Here is a 14,604-nt window from a genome sequence, read left to right as displayed (position 1 = left end):
GAAGATCTACAGGTATCTAGCGATTTGGCTAGATACCTGTAGATCGCCCGAGATCACGGAATTGGCGCGTCGACGAAGATGTCGATCGCCAACGGTGACTGACCGCCGTACTGCGAGAAATCCGAGATCCCCGCCTCGCGCAAGATCTCGACGTCGAGCACTGTACGACCGGTATCCGTGCCGGCGGGACGCCCGAGAATCTCGACAGCCGCATCGGCCATGATCTCGGGTGAACGCGAGTGCTCGATACTGTCGTCTCCCCCGAGCAGGTTTCCGACAGCGGCCGTGGCGATCATGGTCTCCGGCCACAGGCAATTACTCGAAATCGGTGCACCTGAATACTCTGCGGCGATACCCAAGGCCGCCAATGTCATTCCGTATTTGGCCAACATGTAGCCCGGATGAGCACCCAACCAGTGCGGCGAAAAGTTGAGCGGCGGCGACAGCGTCAACACGTGCGCATTGGCCGAAACCCGAAGGTACGGAAGGCACGCGCGGGTGAGCGCGAAGGTACCACGGACATTGACCTGCTGCATCAGATCGAATCGCTTCATCGCGAGATCTTCGGTTTTCGAGATGTCGAGGACGCTCGCGTTGTTGACCACGATGTCGATGCCACCGAAGTGCTCTACCGCTGCAGCCACGGCCCGCGCGATGTCGTCGTCGTTCCTCACGTCGCCGACGACCGGAACGGCATGACCCTCGAGCTCGTTCAACTCGTCCACAGCCGTGTGGATAGTTCCGGGCAGCCTGGGATCCGGCGTATCGGTCTTGGCGAGCAACACGATATTTCCGCCGCGGCCCGCTATCGCACGGGCGATGGCAAGTCCGATGCCACGGCTTCCCCCGGACATGATCGCGGTTCGTCCGCGGAAGTTCTTGTCGTCCAAAACGAATCCTTGTCATCGTCGACGGTCTTCGTCGCTGCGGGTGTGGCCGCGTGAAGTCCCCACACGACCACTCGTCGACTTCCACGATATGAGCGCCTTCATGCGATGACTACGTCCGCAGAGCATCAACAATCGTTGGTCCGTTGTCCTGACGGGACAAAGGCTCAATCCGGTCAGCCACCCACCGGGCGCAGAATCCACCATCCGCCGAGCACGAGCACCGCGACGTTCACGAGCAGGAACAACCCGACCCAGACGATCGCGGGTATCGGTGAGAGCCTGGCCAATTGGTCGGCGTCCGAGTCCGGTGCCCCGCCTCGTCGCATTCGCTGCCGTTGAAGTTCCACGACCGGGCGTGGTCCGGCAAAGAGGAGAAAGAGCGTCAGGAAGTACGCTGCGGCCACTTGCTGCTCCTGGGTCCCCCACCAGACGAGTCCGAACAACACGGCTCCCACCACGGCAAGTGAGAAGACTCCGTAGAGGTTTCGGATCAGGACCATCATCACCGCGATGACGAATACGCCGATCCACAGCACCGAGACCGCGCGCTGCGCGCCCAACAACCCGGCCGCGCCGAGTCCGAGAATCGACGGTCCGACGTACCCCGCGAACGTCATCAGAATGACGCCGAAGCCGGTCGGTTTGCCCGACGAAATCGCGACACCCGACGTATCCGAATGCAGGCGAAGACCTTTCAACCGTCGACCGACCAGGACGGCGACGATCAGATGAGCGCCCTCGTGTGCGATGGTGACGACGTTGCGGGCGATCCGCCACAGGTGTGGTTCGAGAACGATGATCACGGCGATCAACGCGGCCAGTTGAACCACCCACGCCGGTGGATTGGGACTGAGCGCCGCCACCCGATCCCACGCGGTTTCGAGCGCGTTCACTCCGCTTGTCCGCGCAGGTATCGGCCGAAGTGCGGGACCGTGAATCCGATGGATCCACGTTCTGCCGAATAGATCAGCCCCTTCTTGATCAGTCCATCGCGTGCCGGCGACAGGGAAGCCGGTTTGCGCCCCAACTCGACGGCGATCTTCGCGGTTGCGACGGGCCCGTCGTCACCGGCGAGATCGGCCATGGCGCGCATGTACTCACGCTCCGCGGGCGTTGCTCGCTCGTACCGCGATCCGAAGAAACCGACAGCGAGTTCTTCCTCAGCCGTCGGCGCGCCGACGCGCACGTCTTCTGCCGTGATCGGACTCGACGCCGCCACATCCCACGTGGCTTTTCCGTAGGCCTGAACGAAGTACGGGTACCCGTCAGCCGCTTCGTACAGAGCGTCGAGCGCGGATTCGGTGAACTCGACGTCCTCACGCTCGGCAGGTGCAATCAGCGCCTGATCTGCAGCTTCACGCTCGAGGCGGTCGATCCGGTGGTAGCTGAACAGGCGCTCCGAGTAGCTTTTCGACGCCGACAGCACAGCAGGCAGATGCGGAAGCCCTGCACCGACGACGATCAGCGGTGCCGCGTCCTGACTCAACTCGTGGCAGGCCCCGCAGATCGCCGAGACATCCGCTGCTCCGAGGTCCTGCATCTCGTCGATGAAGATGGCGATCCCGACGCCGACATCTCTGGCCAGCGACGACGCGTCGAGCAGCAACTCGACCAGGTCGATCTCGATGTCGCCGCTGTCCGCGCGACCTTTGATCGCAGGTGCGTCGATGCCTGGTTGCCAGCGCTCGCGCATTCCCTTGTCCGCAGTGGCGCGTAGGGCAAACGATTTGAGGACTCCGAGGAACTGCTCGACTCGCTCCGGATCGCGATGGGAGACCGCGATCTCTCGGACTGCCATGTGCAGCGCCGACGAGAGTGGGCGTCGTAAATCCTGATCGGGGCGCGCCTCGATCTTGCCTGTCCCCCAGCTTCGGGAGATCGCGGCCGAACGCAACTGATTGAGCAGGACGGTCTTTCCGACGCCACGCAATCCGGTGAGTACAACACTTCGTTCCGGGCGGCCACGCGCAATTCGCTCGAGAACGACGTCGAAGGCGTCGATCTGCTTGTCGCGCCCGGCGAGTTCCGGCGGGCGTTGACCGGCACCGGGGGCATACGGATTGCGCACGGGGTCCATGCCCATCGACGGTACAAGCCGAGTAGACGAATATCCCGCTCTCTAGCGCGTGTCCTAGAGAGAACTAGGAACCGCAATATCGGCTCGAACCTTGTCGAACCGGGCTCCGGCGTCGTCGTCTAACCGTCCAGGGTTGACGCTCGGGCGAAGTCCCCGGCCACGTGGGCTCCAATTGCTCCGGCCAGAATGATCGCCGGATGCGTCGCGGCCAGATAGAGCCCCGACACGCCTTCGGCGAAGCCCAGCAGCGGGCGGCCACCACGCGGGATGGGACGGTCAGCGACTACCGCCTCGATCAGTTCCACTTGGTCACCGTCCTCGAGCTGACTGCGGATCGCGTGCAGCGTCGGCCCCGCAAGCTCACGAGCATCTCCGGAGAACCCGACCGGAACATCTTCAGCCGCAATCAGTGTCGTGTCGTCCAATTGCCGGATCTCGAAATCCGGAGAGGAGAGTATTCCGTTCACCAATGGGTGGGGTGTCGAGAATCTGATGAGGCAACACGGGGAGGCGTCGACCTCGACGTCGACTCCCGCCGACGCCGCGAGTCCAGGAATCGCGGTACCCGCAGCGAGCACGGTGGCCGACCCATAGACGGGACCGTCGGCAGTCATTACTCCGCACACGCTCATGCCCTCCGCGAACACCCCGAGCGCACTGACACCGGAATACACTGTGGCACCGTATGCTTCGGCACCTCGCAGGAGCGATCGAGCGAACGCAACCGGGTCAACGCCACCGTCATCAGGCGCGTACGCTGCGACCGAGGGGGCCGTCCGCAATCCCGGCTCACGAGCAAGGATTTCCTCATTACCGATGAGGTCGACGGGATGGCCGAGTGCTCGATGCGCGTCGACGAACTTTCGAGTCTCCGCTTCCGTCGTCTCCCACGTGATCGCGCCTCTGCGGCGCAGACCGAATGGCTCGACGAGTTCGCGCTCCAGTCGGTCGAGCTCGAGTGCGGCGCCATGTCGGAACGGATCGGAGTAGGTTTCTGCTGCACTCTTCGAGAGGCCGACCCAGGCAAACGAGTTGCCGGTCACCCCTCCGGCCACCGAACCGTGCTCCAGCACCGTGACTCGGAGACCAACGCGCGCCAGGTGATACGCGATCGACGCGCCGACGACGCCGGCACCAATCACCAGGATTGGACTGTCGTTTCGACCATTCGGATGCGTCACCAGTGGACCATATCTGCGAGCCGCAACCTGGATCCACTCAATTTGGATGCAAGGACGTCGGCGGTTAGCGAAGGACTAGGCTTGTTCCCGCTCGGCTGCGAGGGAGACGGCCTGTTCGAAGGTATGGACGAGCACTGCACGTCGAGCGACCTTGTGATCCTCGTCCGGTTCGAGTTCGTCAAAGTAGCCATCCCACACGCGCAGATATCGATCGCGCCAGTCGATCAGCACTTGCGTCGATGGAAACGTCACACCGACTCGTTTCGTCTGGGCAATATCGGTGAGGATCTCGAGCCACGCCGGCACCATCTCCCCGCCCCATTCATCCGGCTCCAGACTCGAATCGTCTTCGAACTCGGCAGTGATGTCGTCCACGATTCGACCGGTCAGGGCCCCCAACCCATCCGCGACGGTGTCACTGTCAAAGTTTCCCGGACCCCAGACTCCCACAAGCCCTCCCATATCGATTGCGGATAAATTCAGGTCGACAGTCGCGTTCCTGTCGCAGCAGGCCGTGAGCGTGCTCGCAGTCGCAGGTCGGCAATTGCAAATTGGAGAATCTGCCGCCCGCTCAGTCTGAGCTTGCGGTCATTGGCGCCCGCCCAAATCGGACTGTCGACTATCCTCCGAAACTTCGGCGACCCGCCGATTGCTGAAATTTTGAGCATCAACCAGTTCCAGATTCTCACAGCCACCTCCTCGTCGTGTTTCACCGTCACACTAACCGACCGGCGGGACTCTTTTGGCTACCGGTACACCACTATGCGTCGACCAGTTAGACCAGGCGTGAACTCGAACTGGCGCAACAGATCGCCGGGAACTGAAGGAGCGCTTGGGTCTTTCCCAGAACCGTCTGGCTCTTTGTGCGTGACGGCGATTGGTTCTGGGTGCATCGATCCGGTCGGAAGCACTGCGATGTTGTCAGCACATGGAATTGCGCTCGGTGGAGATCGAGGATCCGTATCCGCGGGTGTCGCAGGCAATTCCTGAAGATTCGTAGGGGAATTAGCTGCGCATCGCCACCCCCAACAGCGATTCCGTCGATTGTGTAACAACCATACGAAGAACAGCCATCGATGTCCGAAAGGAAGTCTGATCCGGCAAAACCGCAAGGTAGTGTCACATCTGCCCAGCAAAACTCGCCACGATCTCGAGAAGACGGTCGGCTTTGCCAACTGCCACCTCTGACGTTACGACGTTGCTGGGCAGGTGGTTACGGAAAAGGGTTTCGCACGCGGGGTGCCGATCACTGATGGGACTGATCACCCCTTCTCCGAAAGATATTGGTAACGAATCGAACCCGGAGCACAGAGGTGCAACGATTGGGCGAGTTGATTCAACGCCCCCGGTGTGCGATCTATCTATTTGCGCCAATCATCCTCGGCAACGGTTTAATTCGCCGAACGGGGCCGGGTACTGCAACAGCTGGTCGAGTATTCGATCACGCGTCTTACGCTAAGGAAGGACCGAGAACATGACTGAAGTAATTTTGTGGATTGTCCAGAATCCGATTGGTGCCGTCGTCGCGTTTGTTGCCGACATCATAATATTGACGATGTCGTCTGTCGCGGGATACTCATAACCGAATCCGCCCGTCCTTCACGGTATTCCTAAGTCGGGAAACTACATTCGAAGCGCAGAGGGCCGCAACCGCAGCGTACTGTCGGCGCTCGTCACCGACCGTTCGTGGCCTCATATGCCCAACTGCGCTGGATCCGTACTACGTCCCTCGTGTCGAGTGTCAAACCACCAGTTTCAATCAATCACGCCATCACTACTCAGGAGGAATCACAGTGGGTTCGATCAACGCATTCAACGAATGGGTCAACCAAGCTACGTATGCGGGCGACCCGTTTGCCACCGCCATAGCGATCGTCCAGTTCTTCGCGGTGAGTCTCGTCAACCTGTTCACCGGCGGCCCCATTCTTTAAAGGAGTCCACTCGGTCTCACTTCTGCTCGGCGTCCATCGCAGCCTGTTCTTCGGCTGTAATGCTCCTCGCGAAAGGTGGCCGGGACATCGCTGACGAGCATGATGCGCAGTTCGGCCTCGTGGATGGCCAGTGAACGCAGTTTTGGACGGTCGATCAGGACGAGTCGACATCGGAGCGAATGAACACCGAAGTGCCCAAGCATGTTCGACGCTTGGGCACTATCGGGCTTGTTACCCGGCAGTCGGGGTGGGCTCGGGGTTTTCCTGGATGTATCGCAGATTGCGAACCCGTACGCTATCGCAATGGACTTGATGGTCTGGATCGTCACGACGCCATTTCTTGCAGCAGCACTGGCGGGCGTGATGCGACGAACGCTGGGGACGAGAGTCGGATGGCCGCGAACCCTTGCGGTCGCGGTGATAGCACTCTCGGTGGGGGTTCCACTGTCGGGATACGTCGCAACACTTGCAGGAATTGCCAGCCAGGACGATCAACTTCTGGTGAGCGTAGGAACAGCGCTCATATTCTTCGGAGTTGTCGCGCTCTGGGTGTTCGCAGCATGCCTGGCCGCATTGGTTTTCCTCGAAGTTGTCCTTCCAACAGGGTCCATCCCCGGACCGCCAGAAGCATTGCAGCGCAGCCGCAAATCGTGGCGACGAACCAAGCGATACGTCCAGATCATGGGCATCGTCGTGCGAGCGGGAGGCGGGCCCGCTCTCCGTGCTGGGCCATCAGCGCCTCAGTTCGGGGATGCACTGGTGGAAGTAATCAACCGGTGCGGTGTCACTTTCGTCAAGTTGGGACAGATCCTCGGCACGCGAGACGACCTCATACCACCCGAGTTGGCTCGCACCCTCTCTTCTCTGCAAAGTTCGGCACGCCCGGCTGATCCAGTCCGCATTGCGGAGCTACTGGCATCGGAACTCGGCGACGCACCAGAGTCGGTGTTCGCGTGGTTCGATGTGGAGCCGTTCGCCGCCGCCTCTGTCGCACAAGTACATTCCGCGCGCACCGTTGAAGGCGTCGACGTTGTGGTGAAGGTTCAACGCCCCGAGGCGAGCGCACAAGTGAGCGTGGATTGCGATATCTTCCTTCGCGTGTCATCCCGCGCGGAGACCCGTTTTCCCTGGGCACGCGATATCGGCGTTCACCGACTCGCCGGGGGCCTCGTCACGTCACTGCTCGAGGAACTCGACTACCGCACCGAAGCAGCGAATACCGGCGCGATTGCTTCCACCATGTCGAACCGCCCGGATATCGTCGTTCCGCATATCTACCCCAACCTCAGTAGCGGACGGGTGCTCGTGATGGAACGTCTTCACGGCACACCGCTCTCCGACGGTGAGTCGGCGCTCACCGGCCTCGACCGCGACACCCGCAGCAGCATCGCCAACGAACTTCTTGCGTCGTTGCTCGACGGGATCTTTGTCCACGGCGTGTTTCACGCGGACCTGCACCCCGGCAACATCATGATCCTCGATGACGGCCGGGTCGGGCTCCTCGACTTCGGCGCAGTAGGGGTTCTGGACGGCGAGACACGGATCTTGTTCGCCGTGCTCCTCAACGCTGCCCTCGCGGGTGATCCGGTGGCGACCGTCGACGCGATGCTGATGGCATTCGACGTGCCGCCCGAAGTTGATCGCGGAGCACTACGTCACCAGGTGGGCCGAGAGATCACCCTGCTCAGTGTCCAACCCAATGTTTCCATGGCATCGTTCGCGCGAATGTTCACCGTGCTTCGAGAACACCGAATCGGAGTGCCGGGAGACGTCGCCGCCGCTTTCCGTTCGCTCGCGTCCTTGGAGCGCGCCCTGCGGCTCCTGGATCCGCAGATCGACCTCGTCGCTGCTGTACGGGCCGAAGTACCCCGACTGTTGACCCATGTCGCCAGCCCGACTGCAGCCGCGCAGGCAATCCTGTCGACGACGGCGGTCACAACCGCGGTGGTCAGGCGCCTGCCTGGTCAGCTCGATCAGATCGCGACCTCGATCGCGTCGGGAAGCTTCACACTTCGCACTCGCTCGGTCGCACACCCCGACGACAGGCGATGGCTACGACGGTCGGCGAACAACGCCCTGGGTATGGCGGCGGGGGTGACCGCGCTGATTGTCGCGGCGATCCTTCTGTTCGTACCTGGCGGACCACAACTCACACCTCAGCTGTCGGGCTATGCACTCGCGAGTGCGGTACTGGGCTTCGTCGGCGTCGTTCTGTGCATGCGGACCGTGTTCCGTTTGTTCACACTCGACAACCGGTAACCAGTAACTGATGTTCATCGCTTGATCTCGATGTCGTCGAAGTCGAGCGCCAGGAGGGTCGGCCGCGAGAGAACGCGACTGCCTGGGCCCCGCGGGAGAACGCGCCGTCGAGTGGGAAAGGTGAGACCGTCGAACTGACGGTGATGGTCACAGTAGAGAGCAGCTTTCGCCCAGCTGCCTACCGGTTCGGCGACGAAGTCGTGACGGCGGATGAGGCCACCGTTGTCGACATAGAAGGTCTGCTGCCGGCAATGGGTGTCGATTTCTGGCGCAAATGTTGCTTGTAGTCGTCGCCATTGCTGCCCGGATTCCTGCCAAGGTTCGGCTTCGGTGACAGTGATGTCGTCGCGGGCGAGCAGCAGCGGTGCGTTCAGATAGTTCCAAAAGGCGTAGCCGGCAAAGTAAGCGGTGTCGAGCGCGTCCCAGTGGAGGTTGCGCCGGACTCCACTCAACCCGAAAAACTCTGGACGTGGGTCGGTTCGACTCCCGAGTTCTTCGCCGTCACGAGTTTCGATCCGCACGACGCCCTTGTCGAACACAGCGCACTCGCCGACACGCGGAAAGTCTTGGAGGACAGTGCGTTGCTCGGCGACTTCAACCTCGACCGTGAACTTCGCCAGCTTGTTGCCGGGGAAGCGCTGAGGCAGCAGACCGCCCAAACGTCCCCGTGCCGTGATCGCTGAAACAGACTGCCAACGTTCGACTCCGCCATGTGCGGTGAGGACTTCATCGAGTAGTTCGGTCATATGTCGACGCTCTCCGTCCCCTGACGGAACTGTGGAAATCAGCGATCAGACGGACGCGTAGTTGTAGTTGCGTTCCTCCCGCGGTACCACTGCCACCCCGCGGTGATGATGACAGCGCCGGCAAGGGACCCGAGGATGCCGCTCGGGCGCAATGATAATCCGTCGCCTGCAATCAAACTCACGAGCAATCCGCCGACCAGCGAACCACCGATTCCCGCGATGAACGCGAAGGTCCAGTCCACTCGTGCGGTCGTTTTCCCCAGAATCAGCTGGGCTCCCGCTCCGATGACGATCCCGAACAGGAGTATTCCGATGATGAGCATGAGCTGAGACCCTTTCGTGGAGTGACGACGCAAGGCGCGAACGACTTACTCTGCGCCATCTTTCCGGTATGTCTCTTATGTCGTGGTGAAATCCGTGTGAAAGGTTGTCGCCACCCACTCCACACTGCTAGGACGACGCCAGTGTCGTCGCCCAGCGGTAGTCCGCCTTACCGGCCGGGGTCCTCTTGACTTCATCGACCAGCACGATCGTGCGCGGCACCTTGTAACCGGCCAACGTCTTACGGCAATGTTCCTGAACCGCTTCGAGAGTCAGCTCGTCGGACTCGGGATAGGTCGCGATCACCGCGGCAACCTGCTGCCCCATGCGCGCGTCGGGTGCGGGGACGACAAGCGCGTCGGAGATCGCCGGATGCGCGTGAAGGGCAGCCTCGACCTCTTCGGCGAAAACCTTCTCGCCGCCGGTGTTAATGCACTGTGAGCCGCGGCCCAGGAAGACAATCGTGCCGTCCGCTTCAACCTTGCCCATGTCGCCGAGCACCGAAAGACGGGTGCCGTCAGCGCGGGTCGGGAACGTGCGGGCGGTCTTCTCTTCGTCCTTGTAGTACCCGAGCGGGACGTTTCCGATACGCGCGATGTAGCCCACGTCGTCGGAGCCGGCGGGGATCTCTTCGAGCCGCTCGTCGACCAGGATCATGTTCGGCGAGGGCGGCATTCGCAGATTCCCCGCCTCGTCGATGGAGAAGGCGCCGTCGTTACCGGACTCCGAGGCTCCGAAGTTGTCGCGCAACAGCAGGTCCGGCTTCACCGCCAGCATGCGATCCCGAACGCTGGTGGACCAGATCGCACCACCCGAGGTGATCGAGAACAGGGTGCTGAAATCGACCTCGTCTTTGCGTCGTTCCATCTCGTCGACCAACGGCAGTCCCATGCCGTCACCGACGATCAAGATCACCTGTACCGAATCCTTCTCGATCGCTTCGACGACCTTCTCCGCAACGAATTCTCGTCGTAGTACCACGCGCGCGCCGAGGGTGAGGAACGTGAACAGCGAATACAACGCTGCGCCGTGCATGAGGGGGGCGGCAATGAGGAACGAGAGTTCCGGAAATTCCTTTGCAGCGCTGGCTATCTCGGCGAGGTCCTGTCGAGCTTCCTCGCCGTACGGATTTCCGCCGGAGAGCGGCTTACGGAAGAAGTCGTCGTGACGCCACATGACACCCTTCGGGTATCCGGTCGTCCCGCCGGTGTAGAGGAGGTACACGTCGTCGCCCGAACGAGAATCGAACTCCCCTACCGGTGACATCTCGCGAGCGTCGTCGAAGGAAATCACCGACACTTCATGGACTTTCGCGGCAGCGACCAGTTCGGCCTCGACCTCGCCGATCACGATCACCGTCTTCACCTTCGGGCATGCACCGAAAAGGGAAGCAAGGACACGCTGATGCTCGGGGAGTTCCACGACCACTGCGACCGAGTCGGAGTTGGTGAAGATGTACTCGAGCTCGGCGGGCGTGTACCGGTAGTTCACGTTGATCGGGACCGCACGGATCTTGATCAACCCGAGGATCGACGTGACATGTTCGACGCTGTTCTTCAGGAACAGGGCTACATGATCGCCGCGCGAGATGCCGGCTTGCGCGAGCAGGTTGGCCGTTCGATTGGCTTCCGCGTCCAGCTCAGCGTAGGAGAAGTTCTCTCCCTCGTAAGTCAAGGCGACGCGATCAGGCACCGAGCTGGCGACGGTTTCGAATACATCAGCGAGGTTGAACTGCATCGTCTTCCCTTTCAGAGTCTGCGCCGCGATACCGAGGCATACAACCCTGAATCTAGAACACGTTCCATGTCACCCGAGGCAAAACGGAGCGATTAGCTGACCATTACCTGGACCTGACCTTGATCGGCGCAGCGACGGCCGAGCCCGTACCGCCCGACACCCATTCGGCGAGCAAGGTCTGCCACGACCCGCAATGGCAGCGCAGGTAGGTGACCGTCCCCTCGCTGGTCCGATGCCGAGATTCGATCTCCCAGCGGTGGATGCAACTTATCGGCGCGAAATCTGTTTTCTTCATACGACGAGCATGATGTAATGGCATTGTGCATCTCAACCCTTACGGCGAATATGCGGTGACGCTGGCCGCCGACCTGGCCAATCGAAATCCCGAGACCTTGGCCGAACTCGTCGAACGCTGCGTCGATGCAGGCATCATTCTCGATTTCCCCATCGCCGAGAAGGACCTCGACGAGACCCTCGACCTTCTGATCGAGTGGTCGAAAATCGTCGACGTCACGGAGGAGGCAGCCCGCGCCGAGTTGGTGAACGTCATGCTCGAGCAAGCGTCGGCGTATCCGCGCATGACCAACCACGCCAACGACGGGTGGCATCTGCACTACCGCGATCCGCAACAGTCGCTCGCCGAGGTCCTCAAGGCCCTCTTCTCGGTAGGCACGGCGCTGCACCTCGTCGGCCGCGGAATGCACAGATTAGGTCGGTGCACCCTGGACGAGTGCACCAACATCTATGCGGACACCTCACGCAACGGCAATCAGCGGTACTGCTCCCCCACGTGTGCGAATCGCGACGCGGTGCGGCGTCATCGTGCACGCAAGTGAGCTGCACCTACTACGACGTCGGACCCACTACCTCGAAATCCGAGCCACCTTGGTACTCGAACTGAAAGCTACCGCCGCTGCTTCCCGAGCTGATCCGATTCCATGCGTCGATCAAGTCCTGGACCGTGTTGTATCCCAGGTCCTCCAAAGAACCTGAGAGACTTCCAGTTCCGGCGCCCTCGAACCAGCCGCCGACCACAACGGCCTGCGGAATCGCGATAGTGGGGTTGGTCGGATCGAGCAGTCGAACGCACGCTCCCGCAACGGCGTACACCCCGGCCGGCAGATTGCCGACGGTCCGCGTGATCGTCTGCCCAGGCGAAACGGCAAACAGATCGAGGATGTTGCTGACGGTCGGATACACCAACACGCCGGGCTGGAGCAGCTTTGCCGGATCGCGGATCACGTCGGGGACATCCCTGGCGTTGAGGATCGCCACTGTGCAGTTGATGAAGCTGAACCGCGGGTTCGGATTGGTGATGGTGAAGGTGATCGCATTGTCCGCTGCGCTCACCGACACCGGAGGCGGGAGAATCGCCGGTGATGCCGACGCCGACGCCGGAGTCATGACAACCAGTCCCACGACGGCGGCCGACGCCGCGACAATGCTTCCGAGAACGCGTTTGAATCCACGACTTCGCATTTCCGAACCTCCAGACAAGTCGGTCAGATCACCAGATGCCTGAAGAATAGACCGCTCAGTCGGAAAATTGGGGAGACAGACGGTAAGCTACCCGAAAAGTCCTTCGAGGCTGCCGCTGCCGAACAGGTCGCTCAGGCTTCCGGTATTGATGCCGCTGAACGGTCCACCGATGACAACGAGGCTCGGCACGCCAGGAACAGGCTTACCCAACGTCTCCAGATCGAGAAGATCGGAGCAGGCACCGAGCACGGCGTAGGTTCCGTCCGGAACATCGGTCACGGTGTTGGTGACCGTCTGCCCCTTACCGACGGCGAACAGTGAGGACGGGTCGGTGATCTTGGGGTACACCACAAGGTTCGGATCGAGCAGCTTGAGCGGATCATCAAGCACGGCAGCAGAATCCGCGGCGTTGACGACAAACGCCTGGCACAACGGGGCAATGCCCGTGTTGTTGTTCGTGATCGTCAGTGCCAGATCGTTTCCGGTCACCTTGTACGAGACGACCGGTGGGACCACCTCGGCCGACGCAGTTGCAGGATTGACCATCGCGACGCCTGCCGCGGTTGCAGCGGCGACTGCCACGGTTCCCACGACGCGACGTACTCCACTCGTGCCCAGCTTCATCGAGGATCCTTTCGTACTGCGCCTTGAGTTCGGCAACAGTGCGCAGCCTAGATCGGATCTACTGACCGAATTGCGTGAATAGTCCCGGAGGGAGGCCGTGCCCGAAAGATCGGGACAAACGTCCCCTTCTCGAAGAGCTCGCTGTTCGACTCAGTTCCCACTGGAGACGAAGGGCGTTCGCACCGGTCCGCCGACCGAACCGTGCGGTGCTACCAATCCACGCTTTTCGAGGATCGGACGCACACCCTCACCGAACTGATACGCCTCTTCGAGATGGGGATAGCCCGACAATACGAAGTGATCCAGGCCGATCGCCGCGTACTCGGCAATCCGATCAGCCACTTCTTGGTGCGAACCGACCAATGCGGTGCCTGCACCCCCTCGCACCAATCCGACGCCGGTCCACAGGTTCGGCGCAATCTCCAGCGACCTCGCTCCGACGCCCTCCTTGTAAGCCGAACCGCCGCCGTGCAATTCGAGCATCCGACGCTGACCTTCGGAGCCGGATCGCGCAAGACTCGCCTGAGCCTGCTCGACGGTCGCCGGATCGAGCGCACTGAGCAGCCGATCCGCTTCTGCCCATGCCTGTTCCGAGGTGTCCCGGCTGATGACATGCAGACGGATTCCGTAGTCGAGGTGACGACCTTGAACTTCCGCGAGGTCGCGAATCCAGGCGATCTTGGCGGCAACAGCGGACGGCGTCTCACCCCAGGTGAGATACGTATCCGCGTAACGCGATGCGACGGTTCCGGCCGCCGGCGACGATCCACCGAAGAAGATGGGCGGTACCGGATCCGGAATGCGCTGCAGCGTAGCCTTTTCCACGTTGACGTACTCGCCGGAGAAATCAACCGGACCGTTACCGGACCACAACTGGCGGATCACGTCGAGGAACTCGCCGCATCGTGCGTACCGTTGGTTCTTGTCGAGGAAGTCACCGAACGTGCGCTGCTCGTGGTCCTCCCCGCCGGTCACGACGTTGAGCAGCAGACGACCACCCGACTGCCATTGGAAGGTAGCGGCCATCTGAGCGGCCAGCGTCGGGCTGAGCAATCCCGGTCGCAGAGCAACCAGAAACTTGAGCGTCTCGGTGGTCTCGACCATCATCGCTGTCGTCAGCCATGCGTCTTCGCACCACGCGCCGGTGGGTGTGAGAACGGCCTCGAAGCCGTTCGTCTCGGCGGCCGCGCCGATCTGATTGAGGTATTTCAGCGTCGCCGGACGATCACCGGACATCGAGCTGCCGTGTCCACCCGCCATCAGATTCCGGGAATCACCGTAAGTAGGCAAGAACCAGTGGAAGCGCAGTGACACGGTGATTCCTTTCGTCGACGAACAGGCAGAACTCTTCTGTCATTA

The 14,604-nt window shown here is 61.4% G+C and carries 15 protein-coding genes; 3 read left to right on the top strand and 12 right to left on the bottom strand.

The genetic code is table 11. The features are described 5' to 3' along the window. Window positions 1-53: 53 nt before the first annotated feature. The 5 genes from ATN37_RS25050 to ATN37_RS25030 form a co-directional block, all read right to left on the bottom strand. Complete coding sequence (locus tag ATN37_RS25050) at window positions 54-890, bottom strand: NAD(P)-dependent oxidoreductase (protein WP_218695744.1); 837 nt, start codon at window positions 888-890, stop codon at window positions 54-56. A gap of 173 nt (window positions 891-1,063) precedes the next feature. Next, on the bottom strand, window positions 1,064-1,783 hold the full coding sequence (locus tag ATN37_RS25045) for a M50 family metallopeptidase (RefSeq protein ID WP_003940327.1): 720 nt from the start codon (window positions 1,781-1,783) through the stop codon (window positions 1,064-1,066). Continuing rightward, a complete protein-coding gene (locus ATN37_RS25040) occupies window positions 1,780-2,967 on the bottom strand; it encodes an ATP-binding protein (RefSeq protein WP_007729973.1) in 1,188 nt (395 codons plus the stop codon). Before ATN37_RS25040 ends, ATN37_RS25045 begins: the two co-directional genes overlap by 4 nt. Before the next feature lie 119 nt (window positions 2,968-3,086). Beyond that, window positions 3,087-4,148: an FAD-binding oxidoreductase gene (locus tag ATN37_RS25035; RefSeq protein ID WP_218695743.1), complete on the bottom strand. Its 1,062-nt coding sequence runs from the start codon at window positions 4,146-4,148 to the stop codon at window positions 3,087-3,089. Between the two features lie 75 nt (window positions 4,149-4,223). Beyond that, complete coding sequence (locus tag ATN37_RS25030; RefSeq protein WP_256933481.1) at window positions 4,224-4,523, bottom strand: DUF4259 domain-containing protein; 300 nt, start codon at window positions 4,521-4,523, stop codon at window positions 4,224-4,226. Window positions 4,524-5,941: 1,418 nt separating this feature from the next. On the opposite strand from ATN37_RS25030, the gene ATN37_RS25025 reads away from it, so the two are divergent. Together ATN37_RS25025 and ATN37_RS25020 are read left to right on the top strand one after the other, a co-directional pair. Next, on the top strand, window positions 5,942-6,079 hold the full coding sequence (locus tag ATN37_RS25025; protein WP_021345701.1) for a hypothetical protein: 138 nt from the start codon (window positions 5,942-5,944) through the stop codon (window positions 6,077-6,079). Between the two features lie 303 nt (window positions 6,080-6,382). Next, the gene (locus ATN37_RS25020) at window positions 6,383-8,338 is read left to right on the top strand and encodes an AarF/ABC1/UbiB kinase family protein (RefSeq protein ID WP_223304585.1); all 1,956 of its coding nucleotides are present in this window, start codon (window positions 6,383-6,385) and stop codon (window positions 8,336-8,338) included. Window positions 8,339-8,352: 14 nt separating this feature from the next. Here the strand turns inward: ATN37_RS25020 and ATN37_RS25015 are convergent, their stop codons facing one another. From ATN37_RS25015 to ATN37_RS25000, 4 genes are all read right to left on the bottom strand, one after another. Continuing rightward, the gene (locus tag ATN37_RS25015; protein ID WP_039973126.1) at window positions 8,353-9,084 is read right to left on the bottom strand and encodes a hypothetical protein; all 732 of its coding nucleotides are present in this window, start codon (window positions 9,082-9,084) and stop codon (window positions 8,353-8,355) included. Window positions 9,085-9,122: 38 nt separating this feature from the next. Then, window positions 9,123-9,407 (bottom strand): hypothetical protein, encoded by a 285-nt coding sequence (locus ATN37_RS25010; RefSeq protein ID WP_003939785.1) that lies wholly within the window; start codon window positions 9,405-9,407, stop codon window positions 9,123-9,125. A gap of 127 nt (window positions 9,408-9,534) precedes the next feature. Next, complete coding sequence (locus ATN37_RS25005) at window positions 9,535-11,142, bottom strand: AMP-binding protein (RefSeq protein WP_063315715.1); 1,608 nt, start codon at window positions 11,140-11,142, stop codon at window positions 9,535-9,537. Between the two features lie 103 nt (window positions 11,143-11,245). After that, window positions 11,246-11,437 carry a hypothetical protein gene (locus ATN37_RS25000; RefSeq protein WP_042447067.1) on the bottom strand — a complete coding sequence of 64 codons (192 nt, stop codon included), beginning with the start codon at window positions 11,435-11,437 and terminating at the stop codon, window positions 11,246-11,248. 25 nt (window positions 11,438-11,462) lie between these two features. On the opposite strand from ATN37_RS25000, the gene ATN37_RS24995 reads away from it, so the two are divergent. Next, window positions 11,463-11,978 carry a CGNR zinc finger domain-containing protein gene (locus ATN37_RS24995; RefSeq protein WP_003940315.1) on the top strand — a complete coding sequence of 172 codons (516 nt, stop codon included), beginning with the start codon at window positions 11,463-11,465 and terminating at the stop codon, window positions 11,976-11,978. A gap of 10 nt (window positions 11,979-11,988) precedes the next feature. Here the strand turns inward: ATN37_RS24995 and ATN37_RS24990 are convergent, their stop codons facing one another. The 3 genes from ATN37_RS24990 to ATN37_RS24980 form a co-directional block, all read right to left on the bottom strand. Beyond that, window positions 11,989-12,621 carry a hypothetical protein gene (locus ATN37_RS24990; protein WP_042447070.1) on the bottom strand — a complete coding sequence of 211 codons (633 nt, stop codon included), beginning with the start codon at window positions 12,619-12,621 and terminating at the stop codon, window positions 11,989-11,991. Between the two features lie 87 nt (window positions 12,622-12,708). Next, window positions 12,709-13,245, bottom strand: a complete 537-nt coding sequence (locus tag ATN37_RS24985) for a hypothetical protein (protein ID WP_007729952.1) — start codon at window positions 13,243-13,245, stop codon at window positions 12,709-12,711. Between the two features lie 150 nt (window positions 13,246-13,395). Continuing rightward, window positions 13,396-14,559, bottom strand: a complete 1,164-nt coding sequence (locus tag ATN37_RS24980) for an LLM class flavin-dependent oxidoreductase (protein ID WP_042447073.1) — start codon at window positions 14,557-14,559, stop codon at window positions 13,396-13,398. Window positions 14,560-14,604 lie beyond the last annotated feature (45 nt).

The sequence above is a fragment of the Rhodococcus sp. MH15 genome (assembly GCF_019266045.1).
Taxonomy (GTDB): domain Bacteria; phylum Actinomycetota; class Actinomycetes; order Mycobacteriales; family Mycobacteriaceae; genus Rhodococcus_F; species Rhodococcus_F qingshengii.
The sequence above is the reverse complement of the archived record's forward strand: the minus strand, read 5'-3'. Positions and strand labels throughout refer to the sequence as shown.

Bases quoted from the DNA above. Each gene is read 5' to 3' on its own strand.
- ATN37_RS25040 (WP_007729973.1), bottom strand. From the start codon at position 2,967: ATGGACCCCGTGCGCAATCCGTATGCCCCCGGTGCCGGTCAACGCCCG.
- ATN37_RS25020 (WP_223304585.1), top strand. From the start codon at position 6,383: ATGGACTTGATGGTCTGGATCGTCACGACGCCATTTCTTGCAGCAGCA.
- ATN37_RS25015 (WP_039973126.1), bottom strand. From the start codon at position 9,084: ATGACCGAACTACTCGATGAAGTCCTCACCGCACATGGCGGAGTCGAA.
- ATN37_RS25010 (WP_003939785.1), bottom strand. From the start codon at position 9,407: ATGCTCATCATCGGAATACTCCTGTTCGGGATCGTCATCGGAGCGGGA.
- ATN37_RS25005 (WP_063315715.1), bottom strand. From the start codon at position 11,142: ATGCAGTTCAACCTCGCTGATGTATTCGAAACCGTCGCCAGCTCGGTG.
- ATN37_RS25000 (WP_042447067.1), bottom strand. From the start codon at position 11,437: ATGAAGAAAACAGATTTCGCGCCGATAAGTTGCATCCACCGCTGGGAG.
- ATN37_RS24990 (WP_042447070.1), bottom strand. From the start codon at position 12,621: ATGCGAAGTCGTGGATTCAAACGCGTTCTCGGAAGCATTGTCGCGGCG.
- ATN37_RS24985 (WP_007729952.1), bottom strand. From the start codon at position 13,245: ATGAAGCTGGGCACGAGTGGAGTACGTCGCGTCGTGGGAACCGTGGCA.